Here is a 13740-nt window from a genome sequence, read left to right as displayed (position 1 = left end):
GCGCGGACAACTGACCTGAGGCCCGGTATTGTCGTGGCTTTATGAGTACGCGCCCTAAAATGTTATAGCTCTCCCGCCGGAGAACAGCCGGATGGTATCAGAATGCGTAGCCCGATCAGCAGTTTAGAACGTTCGGCCCTTCAGTTTACCTTCGGCAGCATAACCCTGACCGTGGCAACACTGGCCTGCTTGTACCTTCACGCGCATTTCGCCGCGACGGCGTTCGCGTATTTGTTAGTGATCTTGCTGTTTTCGCTGATGGGCAGCTTCATCGCGTCGTCGGCGCTTTGCATCGTAACCATCGCTGCTCTCGCTTACTACTTTGCGCCGCCGGCGTTCAGCCTGCGACTCGATGCCCCCCAAGATCTGCCGGTGGTTGTTGCATTCTTTATTGCCTCGATTGTGGGAGCGCACCTGGTCGGAAAGCTCCGCCAGGAAAGAGAGGCTGCGCGTGTCGTTGCGGCCGAGCTTCAGCGGAGTGCGGCCGATTTGGAGGATCGCGAAAAGCGGTGGCGCGCCATCTTCGAGCACAATCCGGCCATGTACTTCATGGTCGATGAAGCCGGCACTGTCCTCAACGTCAATACGCTCGGCGCGACACAACTCGGCTATGCTCCTGCTGAACTGGTCGGTCGATCCGTGCTGGACGTATTTCTGGAGGAGGATCGCGCGTTCGTTCGCGAATGCGTTCGGACGTGCCTTGAGGATGTCGGACAGACGCGCACGTGGGACGTCCAGAAAGTCAGGAAGGGCGGATCGGTGTTGTGGGTACGTGAAAACGCCAAAGCCATGCTCTGGGGCGATGAGCAGCCCATTGTCCTTATCGCCTGCGAAGATATCACGCAGCGAAGGCGGACCGAACTCGCCCTGCAGCGGAGCGAAGCACATTTGGCCCAGGCGCAGGAGTTGAGTCACACAGGCAGCTTCAGCTGGAACCCCACTACGGGCGAGGCCTTCTGGTCAAAGGAAACATTTCGCATTTTCCAATTAGATCCTGACAGAGTGCAGCCGGGGCCGCAGCTCGTCGTTGAGCGCACTCATCCAGATGATAGGGCTTCGGTTAAAGAAATTATCGATCGCGCAATGCGAGACCCGAGCGATTTCGAGCACGAATACCGGCTTCTGCTACCGGACGGCTCGGTAAAGCACATCCATGCGCAGGCACGAGCGACGAGAACAGCCTCTGGTGATATCGAGTTTGTTGGGGCAGCTACGGATATTACGGCGGCGAGGCGAGCAGAACAGCAGCTGCGCCGCAGCGAGGCCTATCTGGCCGAAGCCCAGCATCTCAGTCACACGGGCAGCTGGTCCTGGGACGTCTACGGTCTAGATTTCGTGTATCGCTCCGCCGAGGTCGATCGTCTGTTTGGCTTTAGCCCACGAGAGCCGGTATCGATCGAGACCATTCGATCGCGCATCCATCCGGACGACTTGCCGCGGCTACAGGAGGTGCAGCGCCAAGCGATTGAACACAAGGAGGGGCGGTTCGAATATGATTTTCGTATCCTTCTACCGGATGGCGGGATAAGACGCATACACTCCGTTGCACATGTGGTGGTCGGCAGCGATGGTAACGTCAGCGAGCTGATCGGAACACATATGGATGTCACCGAGCAACACGCAGCTAGGGAACGCCTGGAAAACACACTTGCCGCGCTGCGCGAAAGCGAACAGCGCTTTCGCGACTACGCCGAAACAGCTTCCGACTGGCTCTGGGAGACCGGGCCGGATCATCAGGTCACTCGCTTATCCGAGCACACCAGCGCTGCGGGAATTTTGGCGACAGGATTGATCGGCCTGCTTCGCTGGGACATTGCGTGCGACCTCGAAGAGGAACCCGAGAAGTGGCGGCAGCATCGGGCGACGTTGGAGGCCCATCTTCCATTTCGGGATCTCGTCTACCGCACCGTGAATCGGACAGGATCTCAGATCTACGTCCGCACGAGTGGCAAGCCTTTTTTCGATGGAAAGGGCAATTTTCTCGGCTACCGTGGCGTCAGCACTGACATCACCGCTACCATTCGCGCCGATCAAGCCGAACAAGAGCTACGAAAGGCACAGTCGGAGCTTGCGCATGTAACGCGTGTAACGACCTTAGGAGAGCTGACAACTTCCATCGCCCACGAAATAAACCAGCCACTCGCCGCTATTATCAGCAACGCCGATGCGTGCCTCGGTTGGATGGGCCGGGAAGCGCCTAATCTTTCCGCCGCGCGCTCTTCGGTGGAGTGGATCATCGAAGACGCAATCCGGGCAAGCGAGGTGATCCGTCGTATTCGCGCGCTCGCGAAGAAAGGCGAGATTGAGATGGTGCCGCTCGATATCAATGAGGTCGTTAAGGACGTCATTGCGCTGGTAACACGAGAGCTGGTGAGCCACCGAGTGACATTACGAACCGAGTTGACGGCAGGGCTGCCTAGGATCCTCGGCGATCGGATTCAGCTACAACAGGTGATCATCAATCTCGTGATGAACGGAATCGAAGCCATGGAGGCAGTTACCGACCGGACGTGCGAACTGCTGATTCAATCATCAAAGGACGATGTGGGGCACATCCAACTTGCCGTGACCGATTGCGGCGTCGGCATCGCCGAGAACGACGCGGACCGCGTCTTGGATCCTTTCTTCACCACCAAGTCGAGTGGCCTTGGAATGGGTCTTTCAATCTGCCGGTCGATTGTGGAAGCTCACGGAGGACGGCTGTCAATGGTCCACAAAACTGGACCGGGCGCGACCTTCCAGGTTGCCCTACCGCCGCATAAGGAGGCCGTCTCGTGACAGGACGATTTGACTCGCCAGGTGAAGCCAGCAATGCCGAGTCCTCGACAAGGGCGGTTGTCTTCGTCGTCGAGGATGACATCTCCATGCGTCGCTCGCTTACGAATCTTTTTCAATCGGTAGGGTTAAGCGTCATTGCATTCGGATCGGCGCGCGAAATGCTGCAGAGCCCAATCCCGGACGTTATTAGCTGTCTGGTTCTTGATGTCCGGCTGCCAGGCTTGAGCGGTCTTGACTACCAGACCGAGCTCGCGAGGTTGAACATACATATTCCGATCATTTTCATTACCGGCCATGGCGACATTCCAATGACTGTCAGGGCCATGAAGGAAGGAGCGGTCGATTTTCTCAGCAAACCGTTTCGCGATCAGGAACTGCTTGATGCCGTGGTTGCGGCGACCGAACGCGATCGCAAAAGACGGGAGGCTCAGCAGATCGTCGCGAACCTACAGTCTCGATTTGAGAGCTTAAGCCCGCGCGAGCAGGGGGTGATGAAACTGGTCGCTGCCGGCCTGATGAATAAGCAGGTCGCCGCCGAGCTTGGGCTCGCCGAGATTACGGTCAAGATCTACCGGGGACACGTAATGAAGAAGATGCGTGCACGGTCGCTGGCCGACTTGATCAGAATGACTGAGACGTTGGGAATTCGCGCCAATCGTCCTGAACAAACCCAAGTATGATTTTACAATTTCATCAGTCGAGCCCATCTTTCGCCGAAGGCCGCTAATGCTTGCAGCCGCTATTCCTCCTTCAGGAGGGCTCGTCTTGTCCGCGCCTGTGATTTCCGTTGTTGACAACGACGCCTCAGTCTGTGCGGCGGAATTTTTTGAGCGTGGCTACATTGCCCAAATATTTGCCTCGGCCAAACACAGAGGAGCCCGGAGCAGGCTAGAACGCTTTGAGAAGCCGTACGGTTGATTGCGATTGCTGCGGTTTGGAATAACCGGCTTGGTTCCGCGCTCATCGAGTTGTTCACGCAATTCGGCGCTATCATAGGCTTTGTCACCGAGCATCCGTTTCGGCCGCTTGACCCTGCGGATCAGGCGTTCTGCGATCGGACAGTCGTGCGCTTCGCCTCCAGTCAACAGAATGGCGATCAGGCGCCCCTTAGCATCTGCGAGTGCGTGTATCTTCGTGTTGCGCCCTCCGCGCGAGCGACCAACAGCCTGCTTCTGCCCCCGTTTTCCGCCCGCTGCCGAGCGATGCGCTTTGACGTGCGTGGAGTCGATCATCTGGGTGTCCGTCGATCGACCGTTGCCGGCAAGCTCCCGGAACAGTTTTCCCATATGCCGCGCCGCGCCCACCGGGCGAAGCGATTATAGATCGTCGTAGGAGGTCCGTAGGCTTCGGGACAATCGGACCAACGGCAGCCGCTTTTCAGCACGTGTATGATGCCGCTGATAATGCGGCGATCGTCTTGCCGCTCGAAACCGCGCACGTCGGTTGGCAGATGATCGTTTCGATCAGTTCTCTCATACGCAGAGGTATTTTCCTTTGCGTCAAGGCCCTGATCTGATCCTTGAATCGGTCAACTGACTTCTGTGCGGGAATGGCATAGAGACCATGACGGTTCAGCTTGGACTTAATCCGATCGCGATTCAGGCGGAAGTTGCCTTTCCCTCGTTGGATTTTGAATCCCAGAAACTCAAAGCCGTGCGCCACATGCACAATCCGGGTTTTCGCCTGATTGAGCTCAACGCCAAGCTGTTTGAGAATCTTCGCTGCTCGCGCCAAGGCGTACTTCGCCTCAGCTCGTGTCCGGCAGGTCACCACCCAGTCATCCGCCCACCGCGTGAGTTGGTACCCTTGCCGCCTCATCTCCTTGTCGAAGGGAGTCAGCAAGATGTTACTCATCAACGGCGAGACGACTCCGCCTTGCGGGGTTCCCGTTGGAGTCGCGTATTTCTGTCCCCGCTCTTCATAACCTGCTTTCAGCATCTGCTGAATCAACTTCAGCACTCTGCTATCAGCGATCTGCTTTCCGACCAGGGTCAGGAGCTTTTCGTGATCCACAGACCCGAAAAAGTCTTTCAGATCCGCGTCCACGATCCACTCGTTTCCGCTCTCCACTTCACGCCAAATCTTGGTCAGGGCATCCGCGGTCTTGCGACCTTTGCGATATCCAAAACTGCTCGGATCAAAGACGCGCTCAAAGATGGGCACCAGACGGTTGACCAGAGCCTGCTGACATACCCTGTCGTAGACCGAAGGTATGCCGAGCGGCCTTGTCTTGCCCGGAGCTCCTCTTTTCGGAATCTCTAATCGTCGCACTGCTCGCGGCTGATAGGTGCCCTCGCGAAGCTCTTGATGAAGCCGTTCCAGATTTTCATCCAGCCTGGCCTCGAACTCCTCAATGGTCACCCTGTCTGCGCCGCTTGCCCCATGATTGGCGCGAACGCGCTCCCACGCAAGCTTCAAGTTCTTGCGTGAATACACCTTGTCCACCAGAGAGTGGACCTTCTGCTTCTGATCTTCGAGAACAAGATGATCTGATAGTCTCCTCGAAGCGTGACGTTCGGGTTTTTCACAAAAGGAACTGTCCATCTCCACGCTTCTTTCTCATCTATCTCGACGCATCTTCTCTCGACCCGTTCACGAACGTCCTTCCCCGGATCACTCTCGATCCGCCATTGCTGGTCACGCGAGTTATTCGTCTCGCGCTTCAGGTACTACTCCGTTCTCCGACTCCTGCCTGTGCATCGCTTCCCACTTCGCTTGCGCTTATAGGGTCACTTTCCCGGTTACTGCCGGGACACAGGCAGGTCTCCTGGGGTCACGCATGAATCTTCCGTATCGTGCCGTCAGCAAACACCTTGGTATGATGGGTGAATGAGTAACGCCTTCGCCCCCATAATGCGGGCTCGACCTTGCCCCATCTTTGGCCGACCTGTTCATCTGTGGGTTGCCCCTCGATTACAGCCCGATACTTCTCCTCAAACCCTTCGGATTCCGGATCGCCCCGGACACCCTGTCCTCCAAACGCTCTCGCGTCTGGCCAACGAGGCATTACCCCCGTCTTCGGATACGGTGCTCCTCATTCGAGCACCGAAGGGACTTCAACCCTCCTGATTCACGCGCTGCCCAGCGCACATTACGAACCCGTCCGCCCCTGCGTCGCGCATTGGTACTCTGCCCTCGGCGGGTCCGCCGCCTTTGGGGTCTCCCTTGGCATCGCGACGCAGGTTCCCATGTTCCGCGCAAGAGCCTGCCATCGGGATCACGCCGCCTCTACACCGGTTGTCGCCCGGCCAATAGACAGGCTCTCGCCGCGCTTGATCCCAGGAGGTGGTATCGCCCCTGGTTTCGACAACAGCTGAACTGTACTTTCGATGCATCATCGGCGGTTTACTTGCGTTCGTCTTCCCGTGGCTCACCTGACAGGCTGATCGCCCGCCTTTTCCAGCAACGCTCACTACCTCTGCCATTGAGCTAAAGCAGCTTGTGGCGGTTTGGACTCTGATCCTGCAATCCGAGTCCGAGGGGCCTGCCCTCATCTCTTGCGCAGCAAGTGCTCGGAAGATGGTCTACATACTCAACCTCCTTCTTCGCGCCGTCATGGCGCACATACCACAGTGCAGCCGAAGGCCATCACCATTCCGACCGATGCCGAGCCGCTGCATGCGGCCATCAAGGGCCTCAATCACCTGGCGAGAAGGCACGGGGTCAGGTCCGGCAATCCTATGCTCGCGTGGCCAAGGCCGCCGCGATGATGGCTTCCCGCTACGCTCGCGCCAAACAGTTCAGGCGGCATCAGGGACAGTTGCGCATCCTGCGTAGCAGGCTCGGCCCAATCATTCGCGACATCCGCGCAACATCAAGGGCCAGCCGGCACTGGAGGAGGCCTTCGCCCTTGCTCGGCTGGGCCGCGCAGATTCGTTCGCAGCAGCAGCGCCAGCGCGGCTGGAAGCTTTATTCCTTCCATGCTCCGGCGGTGGAGTGCATCGGCAAAGCCAAGGCCGCCGCGCCTTACGAGTTCGGCGTGAAGGCCTCCGTCGTCACCAACAATCGCCGCGCTCCCGGCGGACTGTTCGTGCTGCACGCGAGCGCAATGCCCGACAATCCGTATGATGGGCACACCCTGCGGGACGCCATCGAGCGCACCGAGACGCTCACCGGCTGTCCGATCGAGCGGGCCTATGTCGACAAGGGGTACCGCGGCCACCATGCGCAAAATCCCCGTCCCGTCTTCATCTCCGGCCATAAGCGCAGCGTCTTCGGTGTCATCAAGCGCGAGCTGCGCCGTCGCTCTGCCATCGAGCCCATCATCGGGCACATGAAGGCCGAAGGCCACCTCGGCCGCTGCTACCTCAAAGGCCGCGCCGGCGACGCCGCCAATGTCGTCCTCTCAGCCGTCGGCCACAACTTGTATGGGGTGTTTCCTGTCAAGAGCTCTTAGGCAATTCTTTTCCTTTGGGTGGGGCAGTCGTGTGACGTCAAGTTCAGCAAATTGATCGTTGGGGTCCCGACGAAGCCATCCCCTCGGAGCCGCCGTCGCTCGCTTGCCCCAAAGCGCAGCGCTGGCGAGCGATGGCGGCGGAGAGGGGGGCCCATCCCCCTTGGTGGGCCTGAGCATGGTCGGGCGGCAGGGCGTAACCACGAACTCTCCATGGCATGGCGATTGAGAGACATTCCGAGGGAGCTTGCAATATCCGGCGGGCCATCGCGCCGCGTACTTGTATGCGGTCGAACGCAATCTTCGACCATGATGCAGCAATGCGCATCGCAAGCGAAGCTCGGGCAGCGGGCCCATTCTTCCGCGAGGTCATATGGACCAAGTTGTGGCTCGGGTCACCGCCACCTCGGAGTATCAGGGTTTAGCGGTTGCTTCGCCAAAGCCCCAATCGAGGTGTCTTGTCTCGCGTTCATGCTACCGGGCGCAACTTGATCCCTACAGGTATTTCGCCTGTCGTCGTCAGGCGCCAGAATGCAATGAGCAATTTACGCGCCAGCGCCACGATCATGGTCTTGCGCGCGCCGCGCGCGTCGGCCGCGCGAGTGCGGAACCATTGGGCTAATGCACTGTCCTTTTGGAAAAGGAGAAAGCGCCAGGCCAGTTGGATCATCCCACGCCGTACCCGAGCATTGCCGGCGCGTGCAAGGCCTTTCTCCCGTCTTCGCTTGCCGCTTTCATCAGGAGCGCCCGTGAGGCCCGCATAACGCGCGACTGCTCTGCGATCTCTCAATTGCCGGGAGAGGATCTCATGCACGAGCATGTCCGCTGTTTCGATTCCAACGCCAATGATGCGCGCCAGCAATTTGACCATCGCGTGCGCTCCGCTCTCGGAAACCTGCAAACGCTGTAATCGAGCCGCCTCGATCTCCCTGATCTGCTCCCTGACGAGGCGAAGGCGTGCCATGTCCCGGCGCATCTCGGCGACAGTGTTGGGCGGCAGAGGCACCCCTTCCGGCGTGCGCAGCGTCTCAAGTCGCTCTGACGCATAACGCAACGTCGGCTTGAAATTGCGAATACCCAGGCGAATGAGGCATGCCTTCAATCGATTGACAATGCTGGTTTGTTGGCTGACAAGGTTCTCACGCTCGCGGTTCGGACGCCGGGCGTCCTCTTCATCGAGACTAGGGATTGCTGCCATTTGGCAATGGTTCGGCTCGCCGCGTAGCCAACCGAGCAGAGCGCGCTTCAAATGCTCGGTGTCGAGCCGATCGGTTTTAGCCCGCCGGTGTTCGCGGGGGACGGCGACGCTTGTTGAGTGGATAACGAAGGCCTCGACGCCACGAGCCCGCAGCCAGCGAGCCAGCCAAAAACCATCGCGCCCCGCCTCAAAGGCGCCCGCTATGCGTGTGATCGCGTGCCCACACTTTGTCGCCTCCTCGCGCCAGCGGTGTAGCAACTGGAGCAGCGCGTCTTCGTCGGCGCCAAGCTTCTTCAACGGATGACGATCCAACCCGGGAACGATTCCAGCGACGAGCCAGCTTGAGAGGCTCATCTCAATGACTGCGATCAGCGTGCTATCTTGTTCCAGGACCGTGGAAGACCGGCCGAGATCGTTTGCCTTTTGCATGGGGTGCTCCATTGCTCATGACCAGCCTCAATACTCTCACGCCTTTGCCGGTCACCCCATAGTATCTTCCGCCGTATCCTCGCCCGGCTCAGAGAACTCTTGGGCCTCTTCCTGGAGTTGCTAATGGCGAACGCTCGCCTCTCCAACAGCTCAATCCGGCTTCTTAACTCAGGAGTTGGCGCCTGGAGCCCAAAGTGCGGTTCATTCGGCCACTGGATCCGCATGCGAAGAAGACCGATGCCGTACCACAAGCGGCACTCTATCGAGTCGCTTAACTAGTCTCGTATCGAGTCACCTGCGTGCCCCGCGCTCCGTTCCGGCGAAAGGATACCCTGGATAGCCGCTAAAAGCGGAACCTAACAAGGACTTGCAGAACGCAGGCGTGAGCTTGCCGCGGTGGATCACGACGTCTTCGTGACCCGTTGCAGCTCGAGCGTTCTGCCAGAGGCGATTGTAGCCGCGCTGTTCGTTGGATTTCACGTGGCAAGCGGCGAATTCGGCGTCATCCAATGTCGTTAACTGCCACGCATAGACCGGCCGCTTCGTATGGATGTGCACCCACATCGGATTCACCGTACCATTGCGCAGTGGCGTAGGCTGCAGCTTGAGCTCGAACAGCGTTCCTGGCTCACCCTTCAGCGCGCGCGGTGCCTCCAAGGGAGCCAACTCCTCGGCCGCCTGCAACCGTTCGAGGTACTTCTGCGAGGGAAACGCATAGGTCTTCATGCAATCGATCTCGATCGAAGCCTTTTGCGCCTTCGCAGTACGTGCCTGCCCCTTAACCTCCGACAACATCGCCTTGAGGCGGACTATTTTTTTTTGCACTTCGGGCACTTGGATAGGCGTGAGTAGGCCGCGTCGGCGAGGTTCGTCCAGCGCGGTTACACAGGCCTCAATCTCCGCGGATTGGCTCTGCAGCCGCTCAACCACGGTGTCCACGACGTGCTCGGCATCTTCGGGCTTCATGTGGCGCGCTTGCGAAACGGCTCTTTGCTCACTGCGCAGATTGAATTGCAAGAGTTCGTCCAATCGCGCGAGCAGGCGCGTCAGTGTCTCCTTCGATGGCGGGGCCTGCCATATTGCCAAGTGTTCCCTCGCGGACGATGACATCCTCGTATGCGCCTCTTCCGCGCTCGCGAGTTTCTTCGTGCCCAGATCCGAGAGCACAATAACCTTGGTGGTTCGCACCGTGTCGGCTTCGGGCCTAGCGAGCTGCGGCTCGGGCTGCCCGGCTGCCGAGCTCCCCGCACCTCCGGCCTGCCTCCGCTTGCCCTTCCCTTTCCTTCGCGCTGGACTGGCTTCGGCCGCCGGGTCGTTGCCGGCAGTGTCGGCCGGTAACGCAAGGTCAGCCTCCGTTGGCGGTGCAATTATGGCTGGTGTCTTCGGCTGCACTGCTAGCAGGCGCATGACCTCATGGGCCGTGACCCACGATCCTTCCACGATCTGATCCAACAGATCCAACGGAAGCTCGGGACTTGCTCCCTTATTCCTTAGCTCGGCAACCATGTTGGGCAACGCCGACGCAAATTCCGATAGCCGCTCCATGACCCCTTCCAGAACCGCGCAGTGCTCTGCGTCGAGGGCTTGTCCTTTGCTGTTCAGAACAGCGTCGCCCGTTGAGAGGAATGCCGGAACAACATCGCCCATGAAGGTTCCGAGTAGACGCGCCCGACCGTTCTCACCCAAGAGGATTTGCCTGACGGCCGGGTCGAGCGTGCTCGCGTGCGACTCAATCATGACCCGCGCGAGAAGGACTTGCGATTGCAGATGCACGCACCTCGTATTCAGTGCCCAGCCGGTATGCAGCCGTAGTGTCGCCTGTTCGGCCTGTCGCATTTCGGCCGTTGCACTTGGCAAGCTGGCAGTGGCTGCGCAGACGGACTGCATCCGTTCAGAGCGCAATGCCTTCTTTTCCCACCACTCCGTGCAGGCCAAATAGTGTTTCGCCACACTGGAAGCCGCTCGGATCAGCTGGTCGGGCGGAGCATTGGATTGGCGCATCCGCTCGAGTATCTTTCCCGCATTCTCCCTACTCTGCTCCAAGGCGTAGATAGTCGGTGCGGCCAGCGCGTTGCATTCGTTCCCCGCATCCAGAGTCCGGTCACGAATTCGGCAAGCCTGATCTTCGGACAGAATGCTGCGCGCCACATCTGGAGACAGGCTCGCGTAGTAGTCCAGAACTGCTGCGCCTGCTTTGACAACCTGATCGATCAGCTCTTGCGCCTCAGACGAGCTCTGAGCGCCCATGGCAGCACTGTGGCAAGCATCAAGTTCCTCAAGCAGGCCGTCCATATTTTGTTTCGCTGCGTTGATCCCCTCACCGCTTGAGGAAATGGGGACTGCCACACCCGAACCTGAGGGCAGGCTCGCGAGCGTCGCCATTCTATCTTCAGACGCTAAGCGCATCCGCTCCACGACGGAGTTGAAAACTCGGTGGCCTTCCGCAGGGACAAAATTTGGCTCCGAATGCGCACTGCTCGATACCGACGTGGTGTCGGCTCCCGCAGCCCCAACGTGCGGTTCGCCAGGTCGGCCAATGCCCGTCATGTTCCATCTCCCATACGGTCAACAATGCGCAGCGTCCCTGGATAGGCCGCCTGGCTGACGGTTGGCTGACGAAGGATGCTCTCCGAATGCACAACCCCGCCGTCCGAGTTCCAATTTCATGGAAGCTGTTGTGGTGCTGAGGCAGCAATAGGGGATGACCCATAAGGTGCGGGATAGTCGTAACCGGTATGAGCTCCCACGTCCGCGGTGATCAGCGAGCGCGGGCGTAGCGGATCGGCATCCAGTATTGCCGCAAGGCCTCGACCGCCGCCGGAATATCGGCGTGGGCGTTACGCAGAAAGTTCTTGGTCTCGCGGCCGCTTCGGGGGGATCCGAGCATCGGCTGCCCCTGATCGTCGCGACAGTGCAACAGAATGGGCAGAAGCAGGCCGTGATTGACATTGCTGGTGTCCAGCAACGGCGCCCACGCCGACAGCCTGAGCCGCATCGCGCCATAAAAACCCTGGCACCAGGGACGCGGATCGACGTCGCCATTGATTTTGCGCCGGTGCATCGGGGCAAACTGGCCAGGCGTGGTCGAAAGGATCTGGCTGATCTCGTTATGGCGCAGCGCGACGGCGGAGATCGCGGCGAACTCCGGGGTGCCGCCGTGGTTGAAAGCATCGGCGTCGATGGCGAGCAGCGGGCAGATCCAGTCGAGCGGGCTCATCGACACCGGTCCGGCCACGATCGCGGCGATGTAGCCGTCGAGCATAGGGAGACTGGTGGCGGCAGGATGCTGATCGAGGCGAGCCTGGAGCCATCGCTCGAGCTCCGCAAGCGGCATCGCGGCGGCGGCCATCGATGACGATGCTTTATGGCGACGCGGGCTCACGCCGCGGCCTGTGCGGTGCGCTGGCGCGCCGCCTTCCAGTTCCAGGCGAGCAGCTCGTGCAGCTGATGGCTCTTGGTACGTCCGGAGACGATGCGCTCCAGCACGTCAGTCAGATAGCCCTGCGGATCGAGCTCATGGAGCTTTGCCGTGTTCACGAGCGACGCCAGGATCGCCCAGCTCTCGGCGCCGCCCTCGCTGCCGCTGAACAACGAGTTGCGCCTCCCCATGGCAATCGGGCGTATGGAACGCTCGACCGTATTGGAATCGACCTCGACGCGGCCGTCGCGGAGAAACAGCGTCAGGCCATCCCAGTGATTGAGCGCATAGTTGATCGCCTCTGCCAGCTTCGACTGGGAGAACAGCTGGCCCACGATCTCGGTCAGCCGCGCCCTGAGCGCCGCCATCAACGCTGCGCTCCTGGAGCGGCGGGCGGCCAGCCGCTGCTCGGCGCTGCTGCCGCGGATCTCCGCTTCGATCGCATAGACCGCTTGCAGCCGTTCGATCACCTCGCGAGCGAATGGCGATTGGGTCGTCTTGTAGACCTCCACGAATTTGCGCCGGGCATGGGCCAGACAAAAGGCGAGCTGGATCGCGCCGCCATGACCGCGGGCGAGCGCCTTGTAGGCGGCATATCCGTCCACCTGCAGAATGCCGGAAAAGCCCGTCAATTGTCCGGCGATCTCCTCCGTGCCGCGGCCGTCGGCGAACACGTAGGCGACCGCCGGCGGCGAGGGGCCGCCCCATGGCCGGTCATCCATCGCATGCGCCCAGAACTGGCAGATGCGGGTGCGATGTCGTCCGGGATCGAGCACCGGCATCGGCGTCTCGTCGCAGAACAGGCGCGGCGCGGCCTGGATCGCGCGCAGCTGGAGCTCATAAAGGCTCTTGAGCCACCAGGCTGCACGCTTCACCCAACCGGCGAGCGTCGCCCGGTCGAGATGGACACCCTGGCCGGCCAGGATTTGCACCTGTCGGTACAGCGGCAGATACCAGGCGAACTTCGAGACCACCACGTGGCTCACGAGTGCGGTCGAGGCCATGCCGCTCTCGATCAGGCGTGGCAACGCCTTCACCTGGACCACACCATCGGTGCAGCTGCGGCAGCCATATTTGGGACGGATCGTCCGCAGCACCCGCAGGATCGCCGGGATCACGTCCAGCACCTCGCTGACGTCCTCGCCGATCTTGTGGAGCTGGCCCTGGCAGCACGGGCAGGCGGTCGCCTCCGGCTCCAGCACCTGCTCACAGCGCGGCAGGTGCTTGGGCAGCGCGCCGATGTTGCGGCGCGCCTTCTTGCGCGGTTTGCCGGATGGCTTCGCCACAGCCACATCGTCGTTGGCGGGCGCACACAGCCTCGCGTCGGCCTCAAGATCGCCCAGCTCGAGCGCAAGCTGTTCGTCGACGAGCACCGCAAGCCGCTCCGAGCGCTTCCCGAAGATCATCTCCTTGAGCGTCTGCATTGCTACGCGCAGCTTCTCGTTCTCGGCGTCAAGCGCGAGCACCATCTCGGTCAGAGCTGACGGATCGGTCGGGAGAGCGTCGGGACGAATCGCCATGACC

8 protein-coding genes and 1 pseudogene are annotated in these 13740 nt (G+C 60.2%); 3 read left to right on the top strand and 6 right to left on the bottom strand.

The genetic code is table 11. The annotated features are described in order from the left end of the window. Positions 1-102: 102 nt before the first annotated feature. Positions 103-2778 (top strand): PAS domain S-box protein, encoded by a 2676-nt coding sequence (locus MTX21_RS35900; protein WP_280971343.1) that lies wholly within the window; start codon positions 103-105, stop codon positions 2776-2778. Further along, positions 2775-3458 carry a response regulator transcription factor gene (locus MTX21_RS35895; protein WP_280971342.1) on the top strand — a complete coding sequence of 228 codons (684 nt, stop codon included), beginning with the start codon at positions 2775-2777 and terminating at the stop codon, positions 3456-3458. Before MTX21_RS35900 ends, MTX21_RS35895 begins: the two co-directional genes overlap by 4 nt. A 156-nt stretch (positions 3459-3614) precedes the next feature. On the opposite strand, the gene MTX21_RS35890 is transcribed toward MTX21_RS35895, so the two are convergent. Continuing rightward, positions 3615-4064 (bottom strand): IS5 family transposase, encoded by a 450-nt coding sequence (locus MTX21_RS35890; protein WP_280969173.1) that lies wholly within the window; start codon positions 4062-4064, stop codon positions 3615-3617. Positions 4065-4155: 91 nt separating this feature from the next. Next, on the bottom strand, positions 4156-5322 hold the full coding sequence (ltrA, locus tag MTX21_RS35885) for a group II intron reverse transcriptase/maturase (protein WP_280969172.1): 1167 nt from the start codon (positions 5320-5322) through the stop codon (positions 4156-4158). 1022 nt (positions 5323-6344) lie between these two features. Here ltrA and MTX21_RS35880 point away from each other — a divergent pair. Beyond that, a pseudogene (locus MTX21_RS35880) lies at positions 6345-7141 on the top strand (IS5 family transposase); the annotation flags it as partial. 499 nt (positions 7142-7640) lie between these two features. Here the strand turns inward: MTX21_RS35880 and MTX21_RS35875 are convergent. The 4 genes from MTX21_RS35875 to MTX21_RS35860 form a co-directional block, all read right to left on the bottom strand. After that, a complete protein-coding gene (locus MTX21_RS35875) occupies positions 7641-8798 on the bottom strand; it encodes an IS110 family transposase (RefSeq protein WP_280968912.1) in 1158 nt (385 codons plus the stop codon). 291 nt (positions 8799-9089) lie between these two features. Then, a complete protein-coding gene (locus MTX21_RS35870) occupies positions 9090-11345 on the bottom strand; it encodes a hypothetical protein (protein WP_280969171.1) in 2256 nt (751 codons plus the stop codon). 211 nt (positions 11346-11556) lie between these two features. Further along, the gene (locus MTX21_RS35865) at positions 11557-12147 is read right to left on the bottom strand and encodes a UPF0149 family protein (protein WP_280969170.1); all 591 of its coding nucleotides are present in this window, start codon (positions 12145-12147) and stop codon (positions 11557-11559) included. A 29-nt stretch (positions 12148-12176) separates the two neighbouring features. Beyond that, positions 12177-13736: an IS66 family transposase gene (locus tag MTX21_RS35860; protein WP_280970901.1), complete on the bottom strand. Its 1560-nt coding sequence runs from the start codon at positions 13734-13736 to the stop codon at positions 12177-12179. Between the last annotated feature and the right edge of the window lie 4 nt (positions 13737-13740).

It is taken from the genome of Bradyrhizobium sp. ISRA430 (assembly GCF_029909975.1).
In the GTDB taxonomy this organism is placed as follows: domain Bacteria; phylum Pseudomonadota; class Alphaproteobacteria; order Rhizobiales; family Xanthobacteraceae; genus Bradyrhizobium.
The sequence above is the reverse complement of the archived record's forward strand: the minus strand, read 5'-3'. Positions and strand labels throughout refer to the sequence as shown.